Annotated in this window: 21 protein-coding genes; 9 read left to right on the top strand and 12 right to left on the bottom strand. The window is 62.3% G+C overall.

Annotation, left to right across the window (positions count from 1 at the left end; translation table 11 throughout):
* Positions 1–125 precede the first annotated feature (125 nt).
* The 6 genes from AAIL67_RS12530 to AAIL67_RS12505 all read right to left on the bottom strand — a co-directional run bounded on the left by AAIL67_RS12530 (position 126) and on the right by AAIL67_RS12505 (position 4521).
* Positions 126–893: a class II glutamine amidotransferase gene (locus AAIL67_RS12530; RefSeq protein ID WP_034355257.1), complete on the bottom strand. Its 768-nt coding sequence runs from the start codon at positions 891–893 to the stop codon at positions 126–128.
* A gap of 157 nt (positions 894–1050) precedes the next feature.
* Positions 1051–1239 (bottom strand): 4-oxalocrotonate tautomerase, encoded by a 189-nt coding sequence (locus AAIL67_RS12525; protein WP_003060524.1) that lies wholly within the window; start codon positions 1237–1239, stop codon positions 1051–1053.
* Between the two features lie 102 nt (positions 1240–1341).
* Complete coding sequence (locus tag AAIL67_RS12520) at positions 1342–1530, bottom strand: 4-oxalocrotonate tautomerase (RefSeq protein ID WP_343484132.1); 189 nt, start codon at positions 1528–1530, stop codon at positions 1342–1344.
* A 54-nt stretch (positions 1531–1584) separates the two neighbouring features.
* Positions 1585–1803: a cysteine-rich CWC family protein gene (locus AAIL67_RS12515; protein WP_343484131.1), complete on the bottom strand. Its 219-nt coding sequence runs from the start codon at positions 1801–1803 to the stop codon at positions 1585–1587.
* A gap of 192 nt (positions 1804–1995) precedes the next feature.
* Complete coding sequence (locus AAIL67_RS12510) at positions 1996–4185, bottom strand: malate synthase G (protein WP_063663442.1); 2190 nt, start codon at positions 4183–4185, stop codon at positions 1996–1998.
* A gap of 183 nt (positions 4186–4368) precedes the next feature.
* On the bottom strand, positions 4369–4521 hold the full coding sequence (locus tag AAIL67_RS12505; protein WP_224649210.1) for a hypothetical protein: 153 nt from the start codon (positions 4519–4521) through the stop codon (positions 4369–4371).
* A 157-nt stretch (positions 4522–4678) separates the two neighbouring features.
* Here AAIL67_RS12505 and AAIL67_RS12500 point away from each other — a divergent pair, with 157 nt between their 5' ends.
* The gene (locus AAIL67_RS12500) at positions 4679–5038 is read left to right on the top strand and encodes a hypothetical protein (RefSeq protein WP_003068180.1); all 360 of its coding nucleotides are present in this window, start codon (positions 4679–4681) and stop codon (positions 5036–5038) included.
* Between the two features lie 64 nt (positions 5039–5102).
* On the opposite strand, the gene AAIL67_RS12495 is transcribed toward AAIL67_RS12500, so the two are convergent.
* Entirely contained in the window at positions 5103–5789 is a 687-nt protein-coding gene (locus tag AAIL67_RS12495; protein ID WP_343484130.1) for a response regulator transcription factor, read from the bottom strand.
* 12 nt (positions 5790–5801) lie between these two features.
* Entirely contained in the window at positions 5802–7001 is a 1200-nt protein-coding gene (locus tag AAIL67_RS12490; RefSeq protein ID WP_343484129.1) for a sensor histidine kinase, read from the bottom strand.
* Positions 7002–7389: 388 nt separating this feature from the next.
* On the opposite strand from AAIL67_RS12490, the gene AAIL67_RS12485 reads away from it, so the two are divergent.
* Together AAIL67_RS12485 and AAIL67_RS12480 are read left to right on the top strand one after the other, a co-directional pair.
* Positions 7390–8325 (top strand): LysR family transcriptional regulator, encoded by a 936-nt coding sequence (locus tag AAIL67_RS12485; RefSeq protein ID WP_034355246.1) that lies wholly within the window; start codon positions 7390–7392, stop codon positions 8323–8325.
* Positions 8326–8409: 84 nt separating this feature from the next.
* The gene (locus AAIL67_RS12480) at positions 8410–8856 is read left to right on the top strand and encodes a DUF2214 family protein (protein ID WP_343484128.1); all 447 of its coding nucleotides are present in this window, start codon (positions 8410–8412) and stop codon (positions 8854–8856) included.
* A gap of 65 nt (positions 8857–8921) precedes the next feature.
* On the opposite strand, the gene AAIL67_RS12475 is transcribed toward AAIL67_RS12480, so the two are convergent.
* Complete coding sequence (locus AAIL67_RS12475; protein ID WP_267884604.1) at positions 8922–9056, bottom strand: hypothetical protein; 135 nt, start codon at positions 9054–9056, stop codon at positions 8922–8924.
* A gap of 165 nt (positions 9057–9221) precedes the next feature.
* Here AAIL67_RS12475 and argS point away from each other — a divergent pair, with 165 nt between their 5' ends.
* The 6 genes from argS (at position 9222) to AAIL67_RS12445 (ending at position 15859) form a co-directional block, all read left to right on the top strand.
* The gene (gene argS / locus AAIL67_RS12470) at positions 9222–10931 is read left to right on the top strand and encodes an arginine--tRNA ligase (RefSeq protein WP_003068188.1); all 1710 of its coding nucleotides are present in this window, start codon (positions 9222–9224) and stop codon (positions 10929–10931) included.
* A 101-nt stretch (positions 10932–11032) separates the two neighbouring features.
* A complete protein-coding gene (locus tag AAIL67_RS12465) occupies positions 11033–11734 on the top strand; it encodes an SPOR domain-containing protein (RefSeq protein ID WP_045838845.1) in 702 nt (233 codons plus the stop codon).
* A gap of 161 nt (positions 11735–11895) precedes the next feature.
* Positions 11896–12546, top strand: a complete 651-nt coding sequence (locus AAIL67_RS12460) for a thiol:disulfide interchange protein DsbA/DsbL (protein WP_224649204.1) — start codon at positions 11896–11898, stop codon at positions 12544–12546.
* Between the two features lie 130 nt (positions 12547–12676).
* Complete coding sequence (gene lptA, locus AAIL67_RS12455) at positions 12677–13333, top strand: lipopolysaccharide transport periplasmic protein LptA (protein ID WP_003068194.1); 657 nt, start codon at positions 12677–12679, stop codon at positions 13331–13333.
* Positions 13330–14112 (top strand): LPS export ABC transporter ATP-binding protein, encoded by a 783-nt coding sequence (gene lptB, locus AAIL67_RS12450; RefSeq protein ID WP_034355232.1) that lies wholly within the window; start codon positions 13330–13332, stop codon positions 14110–14112. Before lptA ends, lptB begins: the two co-directional genes overlap by 4 nt.
* Positions 14113–14257: 145 nt before the next feature.
* Positions 14258–15859: an RNA polymerase factor sigma-54 gene (locus tag AAIL67_RS12445; protein ID WP_343484127.1), complete on the top strand. Its 1602-nt coding sequence runs from the start codon at positions 14258–14260 to the stop codon at positions 15857–15859.
* Between the two features lie 189 nt (positions 15860–16048).
* Here AAIL67_RS12445 and AAIL67_RS12440 read toward each other — a convergent pair whose 3' ends face one another.
* The 3 genes from AAIL67_RS12440 to AAIL67_RS12430 all read right to left on the bottom strand — a co-directional run bounded on the left by AAIL67_RS12440 (position 16049) and on the right by AAIL67_RS12430 (position 18731).
* Positions 16049–16969 (bottom strand): aspartyl/asparaginyl beta-hydroxylase domain-containing protein, encoded by a 921-nt coding sequence (locus tag AAIL67_RS12440; protein WP_080746150.1) that lies wholly within the window; start codon positions 16967–16969, stop codon positions 16049–16051.
* Between the two features lie 133 nt (positions 16970–17102).
* Entirely contained in the window at positions 17103–18335 is a 1233-nt protein-coding gene (locus AAIL67_RS12435) for a DUF711 family protein (protein ID WP_034355228.1), read from the bottom strand.
* Between the two features lie 57 nt (positions 18336–18392).
* Positions 18393–18731, bottom strand: a complete 339-nt coding sequence (locus AAIL67_RS12430; RefSeq protein WP_003068205.1) for a tRNA-binding protein — start codon at positions 18729–18731, stop codon at positions 18393–18395.
* Positions 18732–18783 lie beyond the last annotated feature (52 nt).

Below are 18783 nucleotides of genomic sequence, written 5' to 3'. Positions count from 1 at the left end.
GGGTGCTTCGAAACGAGGAGCGCCTGTCGAAGGCTGTTAATACATTGCAGCTGCAAAAATACCGAAAACCCATAAAAAGAGAGCGCCAGGCGCTCTCTTTTTTTCAGCAGTCAGCCTGAAGCACTTCAGTATGGTGCGGCCTGGCCATGCACAAACACGCGCAGCTCGCCGTTCTGGAAGGGAGTCCACTGCTCGTTCTGTGTCAGAGGGGCGGTGACGATGATGGCCACCTTGTCCTGGGGGGTGGTTTCGCGGGAGAAGTCCACGCTGAGATCCTCGTCGGACAGCTGCGCCTGGGTGAAGGGATGGCGGCGCTCGATGTAGCAGAGGTGGGTCGTGGCATGGGCCCAGAGCGCCTCGCCGTTGGAGAGCAGGAAGTTGAACGTGCCGTGCGGTGCGATCTTGGCGGCCAGCTCGCGCAGGGTGTGGGTCAGCTCTTCGATGCTGGGCACGCCCGCATGGGACTTCCACAGCTCCTGCATGATCCAGCAGAAGGCCTGCTCGCTGTCCGTGTTGCCAATGGGCTGGAAGTGGGCGTGCAGCTTGGGGGCGAAGTTCTTGAGATCGCCGTTGTGCGCGAAGACCCAGTTGCGTCCCCAGAGCTCGCGCACGAAGGGGTGGCAGTTCTGCAGGCTGACCACGCCCTGGGTGGCCTTGCGGATATGGGCGATGACGTTGGTGCTCTTGATCGGGTATTCGCGGATGAGCTTGGCGATCTGGGAGTCGACGGCGCGTTCGTGATCGACGAAGTGGCGCAGGCCCTTGTCTTCGAAGAAGGCGATGCCCCAGCCGTCTGTGTGGTCGCCGGTGTTGCCTGCGCGCTGCGTGAAGCCTGAGAAGCTAAAGCGCACATCGGTAGGCGTGTTGCAGTTCATTCCAAGCAGCTGGCACATGGCTTCGTCATATCTTTCAAGCAAAAAAGCTTTATAGCCCAAGAATCTATGGATGATCTCGTCAATGATGGTGCTGTATGGCAGAGATCGTCAACCGCTGCCCAGCCGGCATGAAAAAAGCAGCCTAAGCTGCTTTGCGCAAGAGGGCGGCGATGGCCTATTCGCGGTCCAGCCAGAGCTTGCCGCCAGTGGCCCAGTCGTGACGCTTGATGTCGGTGATGATGATGTCCACCGATTCGGGCGAGCCGCCCAGCACTTCAACGCTGACGCGGGTGATTTCTTCGACCAGCTTGCGCTTTTGTTCGACGGTACGGCCTTCCATCATTTCGACATGGTAGGTGGGCATGTGCAGGTTTCCTTGCTGGCTTGGGGTTGGGAAAAGAGGTCCATCATAAGGCCGGGCTGGCCAAGAGCCGTCCCAGGACGGCCTCGGCCGCGTGCGGGTCGGTCAGCTTTGCTCCAACCAGAGCTTGCCGCCGGTGGCCCAGTTGTGGCGCGGCACGTCGGTGATGATGATGTCCACGGACTCGGGGGCACTGCTCAGCACCTCGGTGGTCACGCGGGTGATTTCTTCGGCCAGCTTGCGCTTTTGTTCAACGCTGCGGCCTTCAAACAGTTCAATGCGATAGGTGGGCATCAAGGTCTCCTTGCTGATGTTGAATGCCCGAGCTGCAAGGCGGTGAGCGCAGGATCAGGCAGGGGTGGAATCGTCGGCGACCGGCCGCGCACAGGCGGGGCAGATGCAGGCCTTGCCACGTGCGTCTGCGGGCAGCCGCTCCAGTGCGTCCGGCGAAACCGGGGTCTGCATGCACCAGCAGCTCTGAGGCGGCAGGCCGGCGCTGATGGCGCACTGGTTGGGCTGGCCGCACAGAGGGCAGCGGCTGGCGTCTATGAGGGAATCGATGGGCATGGCCGCAGTGTAGAAGCCATATGGCACCGCGAGTGGCGAGGTCAAGAAAAATGCACTCGATGTGCGGACATGGAGTGCATTTTGGATAGCTGCTTTCACTCTTGAATAAACAGGTTCAGATAGAAGTATCTATAAAACCTATGTATATCAAGCGAGAGCCACTCCTTGTTCAGGAGCGGCCTTGCCCGGCAATCAGGCGCCGGCCTTGACCTTCAGGCGCCAGGCGTGCAGCAGAGGCTCGGTGTAGCCCGAAGGCTGTTCCTTGCCCTTGAACACCAGGTCCAGAGCGGCCTGATAGGCCGCGCCATCGGGGTTGGCCACCAGGCTCTTGTAGGCGGCGTCGCCGGCGTTCTGCTCGTCCACGATCTTGGCCATGCGGGCATAGCTGTCGCGCACCATGGCTTCGGTGACGATGCCGTGCTGCAGCCAGTTGGCGATGTGCTGGCTGGAAATGCGCAGCGTGGCGCGGTCTTCCATCAGGCCCACGTTGTGGATGTCGGGCACCTTGGAGCAGCCCACGCCCTGGTCGATCCAGCGCACCACATAGCCCAGGATGCCTTGTACGTTGTTGTCCACTTCCTGCTGCTTTTCCGCATCGCTCCAGTTGGGGTTGGTGGATACGGGCACTTGCAGGATGGCGTTCAGCAGCTCGTCGCACTCGGCGTCGGCGTTGGGGCTTTCCAGACCCTTTTGCACGTCGGCCACATTGATCTGGTGATAGTGCAGGGCGTGCAGGGTGGCGCCGGTGGGCGAGGGCACCCAGGCGGTGTTGGCACCGGCCTTGGGCTGGGCAATCTTCTGCTCCAGCATGGCCTTCATCAGGTCGGGCATGGCCCACATGCCCTTGCCGATCTGGGCGCGGCCGCGCAGGCCCATGTTCAGGCCGACCAGCACGTTGTTCTTTTCATAGGCGGGCAGCCAGGCGCAGGTCTTCATGTCGGCCTTGCGGACCATGGGGCCGGCATACATGGCGGTGTGCATTTCATCGCCGGTGCGGTCCAGGAAGCCGGTGTTGATGAAGGCCACGCGTGCGGGTGCAGCAGCGATAGCGGCCTTCAGGTTGACAGAAGTGCGACGCTCTTCGTCCATGATGCCGAGCTTGACGGTGTTCTCGGGCAGGCCCAGAACCTTTTCAACGCGGCCGAACAGTTCGTTCGCGAAGGCGGCTTCGGCGGGGCCGTGCATCTTGGGCTTGACGATGTAGACGCTGCCTGTGCGGCTATTGCGGATGCCGTTGGCGCCGCCCTTCAGGTCGTGAATGGCGATGGCGGTGGTCACCAGCGCGTCCATGATGCCTTCGGGGATTTCCTTCTGCTCGGGGCCCCACAGCACGGCGGGGTTGGTCATCAGATGGCCCACGTTGCGCACGAACATCAGCGAGCGGCCGTGCAGCTTCACGGGCTTGCCGTCGGCGCCGGTGTATTCGCGGTCGGGGTTCAGACCACGGGTCACGATCTTGCCGCCCTTTTCAAAGGACTCGGTCAGCGTGCCCTTCAGAATGCCCAGCCAGTTGGCATAGCCGTTGACCTTGTCTTCGGCATCCACAGCGGCCACGGAGTCTTCCAGATCCAGAATGGTGGACAGAGCGGCCTCGACCACCACATCGGCCACGCCGGCGGCGTCAGTGCTACCGATGGGGGTGGACTTGTTGATGATGATGTCGATGTGGATGCCGTTGTTCTTGAGCAGCACCGACTTGGGAGCCGCAGCATCGCCCTGGTAGCCGATGAACTTGGCTTCGTCCTTCAGGCCGGTTTTGCTGCCGTCCTTCAGGGACACGACCAGCTTGCCGCCTTCGACGGCGTAGCCGGTGGAGTCCTTGTGCGAGCCCGAGGCCAGGGGCACAGCCTGATCGAGGAAGTTGCGTGCGAATGCGATGACCTTGGCGCCGCGCACGGGGTTGTAGCCCTTGCCCTTCTCGGCGCCGCCTTCTTCGCTGATGGCGTCCGTGCCATACAGCGCGTCGTACAGCGAGCCCCAGCGGGCGTTGGCGGCGTTCAGCGCGTAGCGGGCGTTCAGAATGGGCACCACCAGCTGGGGGCCGGCCTGAATGGCCAGTTCGGCGTCGACGTTTTCGGTCGTGGCCTTGGCGTCCTTGGGAGACTCCACCAGATAGCCGATGCTGGTCAGAAACTGGCGGTAGGCCGCCATGTCGGCGATGGGGCCGGGGTTGGCCTTGTGCCAGGTATCGAGCTGCGTCTGCAGGCGATCGCGCTCGGCCAGCAGGGCTGCGTTCTTGGGCGCCAGATCGGCCACGATGGCGTCGAAGCCCTTCCAGTAGGTGTCCTGGTCCACGCCCGTGCCAGGCAGCACTTGCGTGTTCACAAAGTTGTACAGCTCGGTGGCGACTTGCAGGCCGTGGACTTGGGTGCGATCAGTCATTGGAAACCTCTGGTTGTGATGTCTCGGGATTCAGGAGTCGTTGCCCATCACGGGCAGCATGTGGGGAGACTGTATTTGAATTTTTTGAGTACATAAATAGCCTAAATAGTTCAGAACTCATGATGTTTTTATATGGAGTTCCTGGAATTTATGCGTTTTACGTACCAAAGGTGCCAGAGTTCGTCAGTTCTGACCGGTATGCGCGGCGGCTGCGGCGGTGACGGGCTCCGCAATGGATGGCAGAGCCTGAAGGAGGCGGCGCGAGGTTTCTCCCGAAGCAATAGCTTCAATCGCTTGCCAGTCCTGAGCTGGCGGCAGATTGGACGGTGTTTTCACGTGTCTAATCTTTGTTCCTGAAGTAAGTGCATGCAATCAAATGACAAGGCTTTGTCTGTCATAAGTCGATATCCGCGCTCAGAAATGATTTGTTAATCTTGAAACAAATTGAGCATCTTCCGATATCGGCCAGCCAATCTTTACCAAGGAGCTCCTGATGGCGAATCTGAACGAAAGCCTGCAAGATCTGATGACCCTGGATGGCGCCATGTGCGCGGCAGTGGTGGATTACAACAGCGGCATGCTGTTGGGTAGCATAGGTTCCGGCGTGGACCTGGAGCTGGCTGCCGCAGGCAATACCGAAGTGGTGCGCGCCAAGATGAAGACCATGAAGTCCCTGGGTCTGAACGACAGCATCGAAGACATTCTGATCACCCTGGGCAAGCAGTATCACATCCTGCGCCCTGCCGAGAAGATCAACGGCATCTTCATCTACTACGTGCTGGACAACGGCCGTGCCAACCTGGCCCTGGCCAGGCGCAAGGTTTCGGATGTGGAGTCCAAGTTCGTCATGTGATTCAGCCGGACTGAAGACACGCAGCGGGCCTGGAGGCCCGTTCTTGTTTTTCGCGCCGGATTGATCAGGCCGCGATCAAGGGGGCGCGGAACTGGTAGCCCACTTTCTGCTGGGACTGCAGCGGCACGGCCACGGGCGTCGCCTTTTCGATGCGGCGGCGCAGGCGGTAGATGGTGGCGTGCAGGTTGTTGTCGGACTCGGCTGCGCTGGTATGGGTCAGCAGGCTGCGGATATGGTCGCGGCTGACGGTTTCGCCCTGGGCCTGCAAAAAGCACTCCATCAGCATCAGGTCGGTGGCGCCCAGCTCCACGCTCTGGCCGTCGGGGGCAGTCAGCAGACTGCGGCGACTGTCCAGCTTCCAGGCCGTGGCCGTTCGGGCCGTGGTCATGATGCGCCGGTGCACGGCGCGCACGGCCAGTTCCACCTGCTCGAAGGTCACGGGCTTGGTCAGATACATATCTGCACCGGCGTTGATGACCTCGGCAAATACTTCGGGCCCCAGGCGCCCGGAGACAATCAGCACGCCCGCCTGGCTGCGCTTGCGGATGATGCGCAGCAGCTCGGTGCCAGCCACGCCGGGCAGCATCAGATCCAGTACATAAAAATCAAAGCGATAGGGGGCGTCGTCGGCCAGCAGGTCGCTGCTGTCGCTGTATGCCGTGACCTCCACGCCCTGGACGCGCAGATGCTGGGCCAGAAATTCGCAGTACTCGGTGTCGTCGTCGACCAGGGCAAGAGTGGCAGGCAGCATGGGCGGCGGACCTCATTCGGCAAGACCTTGGGGAATGACCAGGCGCATGACCGTGCCATGCGGGCTGTGCGGCAGAGCTTGTACTGTACCCTGGTGCAGTTGCAAGACCGACTGCACGATGAACAGGCCCAGGCCGGCACCCGAGCGGCTGTGGCTGTGGTTGCCGCGCGAGCCTTTTTCGAACAGACGTGGGAGCAGCTCCTCGGAAATGCCGGGGCCCTGGTCCATGACTTCCAGAATCAGTGCCAGCGGCTCGTCGGACTCGGAGATGCGCAGCTGCACCCGGGTGTCTGCGGGCGCATAGGCCAGGGCATTGTTGAGCAGATTGCGAAGCGTCAGCCGCATCAGCGCCGGATGCAGCTGTACGGTGCGTGCCGTGGTCAGCCATTGCACATCGATGCGCGGGCGCTGGTCGGCGGCAATATCGTGCAGCACCAGCTTGATCAACGTCGGCAGATCGGTCTCGCTGGAGGCGCCGGCTTTGCCGCCCGCGGCCAAAATCGTGCCAGCGGCCAGGGTGTTGTCCAGTGTGCCTATCACCTGCTGCAGCACATGCTCGGCGCGCAGCAAGGCCCTTGCGGCGGGCGCGGCATCGGCCAGATGCAGGTCTTCGATGGCCTTGAGCGTGGCCTGCATGGCGGCCGAGGCATTGTTCAGCGGCTGGCGGATTTCATGGGAGAGCAGCTGCAGCATCTCGTTGTGTTCGCTCAGCATGGCCGTGCGCCAGTCCAGCAGGGTACGCAACCTGCCGAGCTCGCCCGCGTCCTGGCGGCTGCTGCGCAGTTGCTCGTGCAAGGCATGCAGCTGCTCGCGCTGGCGTGCAATGACTTCGCCACATGCATATTCACGTCCTATGTCGCTGAGCTGCATCAGCACCTCGTACCGGCCCTGGGCATCGGCTGCGCCGGGCGTGAGCTGTATGCGGCGGTGGTGCTGCGAACCGGAGTCACCGGGCCGTATGTCGTCATATTCCTGGTGCAAGCCCCGGGCGGCGGCCGTAAAGCGCGGGCCGTGGACTTGCCAGATCTGGGCAGGTAGCAGACCCTGCAGCGGCTGGCCGATGGGGCTGGCGTCCTCGGGCACATCCAGCCATTGGCACCAGGCGGGAGTGGCCATGAGCAGCAGCCCTTCGGCATTCCAGAGTGCACAGCCCTGGCCGGAGCGGCCCAGCAGATCGGCCAGATGGGCGGCAGAAACGGGTGAAAAGCTCATGACGGCGGGCGGCAGCGGATTTGTAAATGTGTTTTGCAAATCATAGGTTTAACGCCTGGCTCTGCCCAAGAGCTCATGGCGCTGGCGAATAAGCGATATTCCTGCCTCAGGGAAAACGGTAAATTTTGATATAAACATATATAAACATCAAAGATTCACCGACAATTTGTGACTTCTAAGTAAGATATATCGCAATGAAGTCGCATGCGGGACAGGCATGCAGCGCTGATTGATGACTTTTATAGTGATAGCAGTCAGCGCTCTTGTTTAAAGAACTTTCGATAAAAACATTTGAGAAATCAAGACTGCTTGTGCGGTATGTGCTCTTGTATTAGTAGTGCACGCTACCGCAGCAGGAGACAACACGGACCAGACAGGAGCAGCGGTCATGGACAAACTCAAGGCATTTGAGTCTTTTGTATCGGTAGCGACCAGGGGCAGCTTGACGGCTGCAGCCAAGGCCGAAGGTGTGGCGCCCGCCATCATGGGGCGCCGTCTGGACGCTCTGGAAGAGCATCTGGGTGTCAAGCTCATGGTGCGCACCACGCGCCGCATCTCGCTGACGCATGAAGGCAGCGCTTTCCTGGAGGATTGCCAGCGCCTGCTCTCCGATGTGTGCAATGCCGAGGCCAGCGTGTCGGCCGGCGGTGTCAAGGCCACGGGCCATCTGCGCATCACGGCGCCTGCCGGTTTCGGGCGCCGCCATGTGGCGCCGCTGGTGCCGCGTTTTCGCGACCTGCACCCCGATGTCACCATCTCGCTGAACCTCAGCGACCGCGTGGTCGATCTGGCGGGCGAGGGCTTCGATTGCGCGGTGCGCGTGGGGGATCTGCCGGACTCGGCCCTGGTCAGCGTGCGCATTGCCGACAACCGCCGCCTGTGCGTGGCCACGCCCGGCTATCTGGAGCGCCGTGGCACGCCCAAGCATCCCAGCGAACTGACCCAGCATGACTGCCTGACGCTGTCGTCCGACGCCTCGCAGACGCGGGGCTGGGCCTTTCGCATCCCGCATCCCGAAAGCGGCACCAGCGAGGTCGTGCACTTCAAGCCGGGTGGCCCGCTGGACTGCTCCGATGGTCAGGTGCTGCACGACTGGTGCCTGGGGGGCTGGGGCATTGCCTGGCGCAGCACCTGGGAGGTGGAGGCCGAGATCGCCGCTGGCCGCCTCGTGCCCGTGCTGGAAGAGTTTGCCGCGCCTCCCAACGGCATCTTCGTGGTCTTCCCCCAGCGCAAGCACATGCCGCTGCGCGTGCGCATGTGGATCGACTACCTCAAGCATCACTACAACCAGCCGGACTTCTTTCGTCTCGGCGTGGATATCTGAGCGGGCCTGAAACGGTAGACAATGGACCGGTCGCCGTGGCCTCATGTGGGCCGCTGAACCCGTCCTTTTTTCTACGATGAAGCCATGACCTTTGAAGCTGTTCTTGCCAGCGCCCATCTGCTGGCGATTCTGACCCTGGTGGTGTTTCTGACCAGCCAGGCCGCCCTGTGCCGTATGGAATGGATGAATGCCGCCGTGGTGCAGCGCCTGGCCAGGCTGGACATGATTTACGGCATTGCCGCCGTCATCCTGCTGTTGACCGGTATTGCGCGCCTGCTCTGGGGCGTCAAGGGCATGGGGGCCTATACGGCCTCGCCGCTGTTCCACCTCAAGATGACGCTGTTCGTCATCGCCTTTTTGCTCTCGCTCAAGCCCACGCTGACCTTCCGCCGCTGGAAGAAGACGCTGGATGTGAGCGGTCAGCTGCCGGCGCCCGAGGAAATCAAGCAGACCCGCAAATGGGTGATGTGGCAGGGCCATGTGGTGCCGGTGATCGCCGTGGTTGCCATCTTCTGGGCGCGCGGCATGTAATCTGCCCCCAGACCCTACAAAAGACAAAGGCCGCTGCAAAGCGGCCTTTTTCACGTCTGCGGCATTCAGAACGTGCCGCGCAGCGTCAGCATCACAGCCAGATCCTGGTGGTTGATGTCGCGCTCGCAGGTGTTGCGGTTGAAGGTGTAGCCGGCAAACAGGCTCCACCCGCGGCTGAGCTCGCCGCTGAACGTGGGCATGGCCTGCATTCGGGGTTCAAGCGAGAATGACTTCCATTTGCGCAATGACTGGGTGTGGCCGGCGAAACATGCGGATACTGCCCTGCAGCCTGTGAACCGGCCCAGGAACAAGGGTGTGGCGCCAGCGATTCGGCAGGACTTGAATCCGGCACGTAAAATCCCGCGATGCTCTCCGTCAAACAGGAATTGCTCGCAGCCCTGGCTGCTGAGCTCGAAACACTCTCGCCCGGCGCCGGCGCACGCGCTGCGTTTGAAAACCCCAAAGTGGCAGCCCATGGCGATTTCGCCTGCACGGCGGCCATGCAGCTGGCCAAGCCTCTGAAGGCCAACCCGCGCGCCCTGGGCGAGCAGCTCAAGACCGCGCTGGAGGCTACAGCCGCCTTCCAGCAGTGGGTGGATGCGATTGAAATCGCGGGTCCGGGCTTTCTCAACATCCGCCTCAAGCCTGCTGCCAAGCAGGAGGTAGTGCGCGAAGTGCTGGCGCAAGCCCAGAAGTTCGGCTACCAGGCCGATCGCGGTGAAAACATCCTCGTCGAGTTCGTCTCCGCCAACCCCACCGGCCCTCTGCATGTGGGCCATGGCCGCCAGGCTGCGATCGGCGACGCCATCAGCAACCTGTATTCCACCCAGGGCTGGAAGGTTCACCGCGAGTTCTATTACAACGACGCGGGCGTGCAGATCGACACCCTGACCAAGAGCACCCAGCTGCGCGCCAAGGGCTTCAAGCCTGGTGACGAATGCTGGCCCACCGACAGCGAAAACCCGCTGGCCAAGAATTTCTACAACGGCGACTACATTGCCGACATCGCCAAGGCTTTCCTGGCCAAGGAAACCATCAAGGCCGATGACCGCGAGTTCACCGCCAACGGCGATGTCGAGGATTACGACAACATCCGCCAGTTCGCCGTGGCCTATCTGCGCAACGAGCAGGACAAGGACCTGCAGGCCTTCAACCTCAAGTTCGACGAGTACTACCTCGAGTCCAGCCTCTATGAAAACGGTCATGTCGAAGCGACGGTCAACCGCCTGATCGCCAACGGCAAGACCTATGAGCAGGACGGCGCGCTGTGGCTCAGGTCCACCGACTACGGCGACGACAAAGACCGCGTGATGCGCAAGACTGACGGCGGCTACACCTACTTTGTGCCCGATGTGGCCTATCACATCCAGAAGTTCAAGCGTGGCTTCACCAAGGTGGTGAACATTCAGGGTACGGACCACCACGGCACCATTGCCCGCGTGCGTGCCGGCCTGCAGGCTGCCGATGTGGGCATCCCCGAGGGCTATCCCGACTACGTGCTGCACACCATGGTGCGCGTGGTGCGCAACGGCGAAGAGGTCAAGATCAGCAAGCGCGCCGGCTCCTACGTCACGCTGCGCGATCTGATCGAGTGGACCAGCAAGGATGCCGTGCGCTTCTTCCTGCTCTCGCGCAAGCCCGACACCGAGTACACCTTCGACGTGGATCTGGCCGTGGCCCAGAACAACGACAACCCCGTGTACTACGTGCAGTATGCCCATGCGCGCATCCAGTCCGTGCTGCGCGCCTGGCAGGAGGCCGGCGGTGCAGGTCTGGCGGCACTCAAGGATGTGGACCTGTCCGCTCTGGAAGGCCCGCAGGCCCAGGCGCTGATGCTGCTGCTGGCCAAGTACCCCGAGATGCTGACCGCTGCTGCCGAAGGCAACGCACCGCACGACGTGACCTTCTACCTGCGCGATCTGGCCTCCAGCTATCACAGCTACTACGACGCAGAGCGCATTCTGGTGGACGACGAAAAGGTCAAGCTCGCACGTCTGGCCCTGGTCGCTGCCACGGCCCAGGTGTTGCACAATGGTCTGGCGGTGCTGGGTGTGAGCGCACCCGAGCGCATGTAATCCCAGTTTTCTGTCCATCGGTCGCCTTGCCGGCCTTGCCTGTCAGGGGTCGATGGATCTGAGAATGGAATAACTGAAGCAGAAAGCGTTAAGCGACTGATATGAAGAACCAGCAACGCGGTGGAACCATCCTGGGGCTTATCTTTGGCATGGTCATCGGTCTGGCTGCGGCCCTGGCCGTGGCCATCTATGTGACCAAGGTGCCGGTGCCCTTCCTCAACAAGGGTGGAAACAACACTCAGCGCGATGCGGCCGAGGCCGAGCGCAACAAGAACTGGGACCCCAACGCACCGCTGCAGAGCCGCCAGCCTGCACCGCCCCCGGTGACACCACCAGTTCCTCCAAGCGACGTGACGGTGTCGCCGCCCACACCTGCGGTACAACCTACTGCAACCGGCGGAGTCACCACGCCGCCGCCCTCTACGCCGGAGAAGCCTGCCAAGTCCGCATCGGGTGATCCGCTGGGTGATCTGGTCAAGGAGCGCTCCGCCGCCGCCGACAAGGCAGACAAGGCGCGTGCAGACAAGGAAAAGGCGGCCGCGCAGACGGCATCCTCTTCGGACTCTGCGTTCAACTACTTTGTGCAGGCCGGTGCTTTCCGCGGCCAGAGCGAAGCGGAAGCGCAGCGTGCCAAGCTGGCCATGCTGGGCTGGGAGTCGCGCATCAGCGAGCGTGAGCAGAACGGCATCACCGTTTTCCGCGTGCGCGTGGGGCCGTTCAGCAAGCGTGACGACGCCGAGCAGCTCAAGGGCAAGCTCGACGGTGCGGGCGTGGACTCGACTCTGGTGCGCGCGGCCAGATAACAAGGCCCCTGTAGGCGCTGCGCGCCGGGGGACTGCAGCTTAGCTGCGGGGAGGCCCTTGCTTGAGGCCTCTGGCTTGTGCCATTGGTAGTTTTGACAACGCTGAACTTTTTTGGGCCTGTTGGCTCTGATACTGCAGACCTGATACAGGAGTTTGTTTAGATGAAACGTCGCGAATTCTCTCTGGCTGCCTCGGCAGCTGCTGCCGGTGCCCTGACTCTGGGTGCCTCCTCCAGCTGGGCCCAGGGCGCTGCGCCCAAGGAAGGCAAGGACTACATCAAGCTCGGCAAGCCCGCCAGCGTGAGCGCGCCGGCCGGCAAGGTCGAGGTGGTCGAGTTCTTCTGGTACAGCTGCCCGCATTGCAATGTCTTCGAGCCCCAGTTCGAAGCCTGGGCCAAGAGCCAGCCTGCCGATGTGGTGGTGCGCCGCGTGCCCGTGGCTTTCAATGCCTCTTTCGTGCCGCAGCAGAAGCTCTACTACGCTCTGGAGGGCATGAACCTGCTGCCCCAGCTGCACGCCAAGGTGTTCCGTACCATTCACGTGGATCGCAATCTGCTCAAGAATGATGAGGCCATCTTTGACTGGGTCGGCAAGCAGGGCGTGGATCTGGCCAAGTTCAAGGAGGTCTACAACTCCTTCACCGTGGCCAATCAGGCGCGCAAGGCCGCTCAGCTGCAAAACGAATATGACGTGGAAGGCGTGCCCGCCATGGGTGTGGCCGGCCGCTACTACACGGACGGCACCAAGGCCGGCAATATGGACAATGTGCTGCGCGTGGTCAATGCGTTGATCGCCTCCAGCCGCAAGGCCTAAGATCAGGCAGCAGACGTCAGTGACGTTTGACGACCAACGAGCCCGCCGCCATGCGGGCTTTTTTGTGGGTGTTTTTTACGCAAGTTGCAAAAAGGGAATGACTACAATGGATGCAAGAAACGTGCCTTCCATGAAAAAAACACTCCTACCTCTTGCGCTGGCCTGCGCCCTGGCAGCAGCGACCGGCATTGTCCATGCCGAAAAAGCCGACAGCGCCAAGCCCATGAATATCGAGGCGGATGCGTTGCGTCATGACGAGCTGCAGCAGACCAGTGTCTTTACTGGCAATGTGGTGATGACCAAGGGCTCCATCGTGCTGCGCGGTGCTCAGCTCGATGTGCGGCAGGACGCCGAGGGCTATCAGTACGGTGTGATCAAGGCCGAGGCCGGCAAGCGAGCGTTCTTCCGCCAGAAGCGCGATACCGTGGCCGGTCAGCCCGAGGAGTTCATCGAGGGCGAAGGCGAAGTCATCGAGTACGACGGCAAGGCCGATATCGTCAAGTTCATCCGTCGTGGCGAGATGCGCCGCTACCGTGGCGGTCAGCTCAGCGATCAGGTCACGGGCTCCATCATCGTCTACAACAACATCACCGACGTCTATACCGTCGATGGCCAGAAGACCAGCGGCGGCCTGCCGAGCTCCTCCGTGGGACAGGGCGGCCGTGTGCGCGCCATCATGGCGCCCAAGGACGGAACGCCGGGGGCACAGCCCAAGCCTGCCACACCTGCCACGCAGCTGCGCCAGAGCATGACGCTGGGCGGCGAGAAAGCCGACGAGAAGAAATGAGCGAGCCGACTTTCTCCAGCAGCCGCAGCGGCGAGTCCGACAGCCGCCTGGAGGCCAAACATCTGGCCAAGTCCTACGGCAGCCGCAAGGTGGTCAAGGATGTGTCCCTGTCCGTGCAAAAAGGCGAGGTCGTCGGTCTGCTCGGCCCTAATGGAGCGGGCAAGACCACATCGTTCTACATGATCGTGGGCCTGGTGCGCAGCGACGGCGGCGAGATCTTCATCGACGGCCAGCCGGTGGGCGGCATGCCGATTCACCAGCGTTCGCGCCTGGGCCTGTCCTATCTGCCCCAGGAAGCCTCCATCTTTCGCAAGCTCAGCGTGGAAGACAATGTGCGCGCCGTGCTGGAGCTGCAAAAGGACGAGCAGGGCAAGGCGCTGACGCGCGACGAGATCGAAAAGCGCCTCACGGGCCTGCTGCAGGAGCTGCGCGTCGAGCATCTGCGCCAGTCGCCGGCGCTGGCGCTGTCAGGCGGTGAGCGCCGTCGCGTGGAAATTGCCCGCGCCCTGGCCACGCAACCGCGCTTCATTTTGCTTGACGAGCCTTTTGCCGGCATCGACCCGATCGCGGTGATCGAGATCCAGCGCATCATCGGCTTCCTCAAGGAGCGCGGCATCGGCGTGCTGATCACCGACCACAACGTGCGCGAGACGCTGGGCATCTGCGACCACGCCTTCATCATCAGCGACGGCCATGTGCTGGCCGAAGGCACGCCCGAGGAGATCGTGGAGAACGCCGATGTGCGCCGCGTCTATCTGGGCGAACATTTCAGGATGTGATGACCCCCACGCTCCCTCACTTTGTGCGGTCGCTGCCCCCAGAAGGGGCCCTGACCGGCTGCGCCGAGGTTTGCCTTGAGGTGGCCCGGCGGCAAACCCGTAGCACTGCGCGCGTTTGCAATGATTGTCTGGGGGCCGCGCCTCGATGAAGCCAGGTCTCTCGCTACGCGTTTCGCAGCATTTATCGCTTACGCCGCAGCTGCAGCAATCCATTCAGCTGCTGCAGCTTTCCACCCTGGAGCTGGCGCAGGAAGTCGAGCAGATGCTGGTCGACAACCCTTTTCTGGAACGTGCGGGCGATGAGGCCGAAACTGCGGGAGATGCTCCTGTAGATGTAGCTAATAGCGCCAGTGAATACAGTACTTCAGATGGTATTCATGCTGAAAGAGATGCATCGCAAGCGCAACAAGCTACTGAAACGGTAGCGGAGACATCAAACCCCGAAACCCCTGAAACGCTGAACTGGGAGGCCGAGGGCCTGGACGGCCAGGACGGGGAATGGGGTGGCGAATCCAGCAGCGAGTGGGATACGCCCTCGGCCAGCAGCTCCACGCGCAACCGCGATGGCGATGACGAAACCGATGCCATCGATCTGGCGCGCGAGCACCAGAGCCTGACCGACTTTCTCCATCGTCAGGCGCTGAGCCTGCATCTGGGCGCGGCGGACATGGCGGCGCTGCGCTTTCTCATCGAGTCGCTCAGCGACGACGGCTATCTCGAGGATTCCCTGCAGGAGCTGGCGCAGAGCCTGGCCGGCGACGACCTGGAAGAGCGCGAGGAGCTGGAGCAGCACTTTGTCATTGCTCTGAAGCTGCTGCAAAGCCTGGAGCCCGTGGGCGTGGGCGCGCGTGATCTGGCCGAGTGCTTGCAGCTGCAGCTGCGCGACCTGATCCGCACCGCCGAGGACGAGGGCACGACCGAGGCGCATATGAACCGGCTGCTGCTGGCGCAGGCCATCTGCTCCCAACCCATGGACTTGCTGGCGCGGCGCGATCTGCGCAAGCTCACCAGCCTGTGCGGCGCGCGCGAGGAACAGCTGCGCGAAGCCATGGCCCTGATCGCCAGGCTGGAGCCGCGTCCGGGGCGTCGCTTTGTGGACGTGGAACGCCATATCGTGGTGCCCGATGTCATCGTGCGCCCGGTGCGGTCCGGCGCGGGCCGGGTGGACTTTTCCGTGCAACTCAACCCCGAGGTCATGCCGCGTCTGCGCGTGCACGACATCTATGCCGGCGTGCTGCGGCGTCACAAGAACAGCGACGGTCATGCGGCGCTGCAGCAGCAGTTGCAGGAGGCGCGCTGGTTCATCAAGAACATCCAGCAGCGCTTCGACACCATCTTGCGCGTTTCCGAAGCCATCGTGGAGCGGCAGAAGAACTTCTTTGTGCATGGCGAGCTGGCCATGCGCCCGCTGGTGCTGCGCGATATCGCCGACACCCTGGGTCTGCACGAGTCCACCATCAGCCGCGTGACCACGGCCAAGTACATGGCCACGCCCCAGGGTACTTTCGAGCTCAAGTATTTCTTCGGTTCGGGCCTGGGCACGGAAACCGGCGGCAGTGCTTCCAGCACCGCCGTGCGTGCGCTGATCAAGCAGTTTGTCGATGCTGAAGATGCCAAGAAGCCGCTGTCGGACGCCAAGCTGGCCGATATGCTCAAAGAGCAGGGCATCGAGTGCGCGCGCCGCACCGTCGCCAAATACCGTGAGCAGCTCAAGATACCGACGACCACGCTGCGCAAGGCGCTGTAGGGCACCGCAGAAACAAGAAAGCCGCTGATGCATCGCACAGCGGCTTTCTTGTTCTGTCTTTAGGGCGGGAGCCTTGATAAGGCATTCCTCAAGCAAGGGGCAGCGAGCAAGAGCTGCCCTTGCGGCGATGCTGCCGTCCCCCTTGGGGGCACCCGGCCAGGGGAAGGCGCGTAGCGCCTCAGGGGGTTATCAAGAAACCAACCACCAGATAAACCAGACCAGCACGCCAATCATCAGGCCGAACTTGAGGATCTTGTAGAAGGTCGGATTCCAGTCGCGGAAGGCGCGGCGGTACTTGCCCGCATAGAACGAGATCTTGAACAGCTTGCTGATCATGCCGCGCGGATCGCCCTCGTTGTTGGGCGAGCTGGCGGCGGCCACCACGTTCTTGCCCAGCCAGTGATTGAGCCACTGGGCAAAGCCATTGGTCATGGGGCGCTCCACATCGCAGAACAGCACGATGCGGTTGCCTTCCGAGCGGTTCTCGGCCCAGTGCATAAAGGTCTCGTCGAAGATCACGCCTTCGCCTTCGCGCCAGCTATAGGGCTGGCCGTCGACCTCGATCATGCAGCGGTCGTCGTTGGGGGCTAGCACGGCCAGGTGATAGCGCAGCGAGCCCGCGTAGGGGTCGCGGTGCAGATTGAGCTTGGCGCCGGGCGGCAGCTCGGCAAACATGGCGGCCTTGACGCTGGGAATCGACTTCACCAGGGCCGTGGTCTTGGGGCACAGCTCCATGGCCGAAGGGTGGGCGTCGCCGTACCACTTGAGGTAGAAGCGCTTCCAGCCGGTCTTGAAGAAGGAGTTGAAGCCTGCGTCGTCGTTGTTGGCGGCGGCCTTGATCTGCATGTTCTTTTGCAGATTGACGGCTTCCTCGCGGATTTCACGCCAGTTGGCCTGCAGCGGCGCCAGCTCGGGGAAGGTGCTGGTGGGCAGATAGGGCGTGCGCGGCACCTTGCTGAACATCAGCATGAAGACGTTGAACGGCGCTGTGAACGTGGAGTGGTCAAACAATTGCTTGACCACCTTGTGGCGCACCTTGCCGCGCAGATGCATGTACAGCCCGCAGCCAAAGAAAAGCAGCACCAGTGCCAGAACGATTATTTTTGCCATAAGGGCCAATTTTACCGGGGGCACCCCGGCGGCCACCATGGGGGCAGGTCAAACAGAACCGGGGTAGGGGAATATCAAAAGCAATAGCTGCCGGCGCTTGACGGCCAAGCGCAGCAGCCCGCTTGTTAGATGTTCAAGGCAGAGCCAGCACGGCGCAGTTGCACAGATCCGCGCTCTCGAACGCAGTTGTGTCGCCCGCTTTGAGCCCCGGCACGGGGAATAGCCGCACCGTCAGCGGCTTGTTGAGGCGAAAAGCCATGGTGCCCGTATCGCGCATGACGGCGGCGATCTGCTCGGCGCTGCTGTCGCCCGGCACCGGCACGGTATCGAGGCCGATGCCGCAGACGCTGCTGTAGGTCAGCAGGGCGCGGATATCGAATTCGTCATTCAGACTGGCCTGGGCCAGGCCTTGGTCCTCGGTCACGGCCAGCATCAGGCCACTGAAGCCGATCTGTGTCACGCCGTTGACCGATTTGAAGACGCGGGTCAGCAGGGCCGACGCCTCCACCGTGCCGCTGGCGCCGAAACAGGGCACGCCCAGCAGTTGGTAGACATCGACCATGGAGGCGCAGGACTTGGACGGCGCGGCCGAGGTGTCCATGCCCGCGATATGCCAGCCCTCGGCCAGTTTCACGCCGTCGGCACAGCGCTGGATGGCAGTGGCATGCTCGTTCAGGGTCTGGCTCAGGCGCTCGAATGCGAGCCTGAACCACGCCGCGTGATCGAGCTGCAGGCGCTGCTGCTGCAGCTCCTGCAGTTCAGCCACCATGAGGTCTGGCGTTTCCAGGCCCAGCACCAGGGCGCCGTGGTGCTGGCCGCGGTGGTAGCTGGCCGGGAAATAGGGAATGCCGGGCGCGCAGTTGAAGTTGACCGTGAAGTTGAAGTTGCCTTCGCCGCGCGGCGTGGTGCGCGCGATCTGCTGAATTGCCTGCACGCTATGGGCCAGCAAGCCGGTCTGCAGAAAGCCATGTTCATCCAGATCGATGTTTACGCAGGCGTTGCACAGGTCGCCATAGGCGGCAATCAGCTGCGGCAGCAGGGCCACTTCCTGCGCATTGCGAGCCTCGCCCACGGCAAAGCGGATGCGGCGTTTGCCGGTGTTGATGGCCTTGAGCGTTTCGGCAATGCGCTGCAGGCCGGCTTGGGCGCTGTCTGCGCTGGAGACATCCAGATATTCGCCAAACGGGTTGCTCACGATGCGGATGGACTGCACCTGATAGCCCCGGGCCTCGATGGCATCGGCCACGGCATCGCATTGCTGCTTGGCCTGGGTCAGGTCGGCCTGCCACTGTGCCTCATCGGCGCTCAGGTTGACAAAGGCGGTGACGGTGCGCACGCGCACCAGCGGGTTGAAGCTGATATTCATAGCAGTATCCGTAGGCGGGAGAATGGCTGGCGGCCATTTTGCCTCTGAACACGCCGATTACAGCAGGCGCGTGCCCAGCGGCACCTCCTTGTCGGGCACGCACAGGGCCACGGCTCCCGTGGCATCGTGAAAACCGGTCACAAGACATTCGCTCATCAAGGGCCCAATCTGCTTCTTCGGAAAGTTGATCACGGCCACCACCAGCCGTCCTATCAGCTCCTCGGGTTGGTAATGCTCGGTGATCTGCGCGCTGGACTTGCGCTGGCCCAGCTCGGGACCCAGGTCCACCAGCAGCTTGTAGGCGGGCTTGCGGGCCTCGGCAAATACCTCGGCCTGCAGCACGCGGCCCACGCGCAGCTCCACCTTCATAAAGTCGTTCCAGCTGATTTCTTCCATGTCGTCATTGCTCCTTGGCCTGGCATCATGCCTCGGGCCCTGCGAGCATCTG

It is taken from the genome of Comamonas sp. A7-5 (genome assembly GCF_039581385.1).
In the GTDB taxonomy this organism is placed as follows: Bacteria; Pseudomonadota; Gammaproteobacteria; order Burkholderiales; family Burkholderiaceae_C; genus Comamonas; species Comamonas thiooxydans.
Note: the sequence above shows the minus strand (reverse complement) of the source record. Positions and strands in the feature narration are given on the sequence as shown.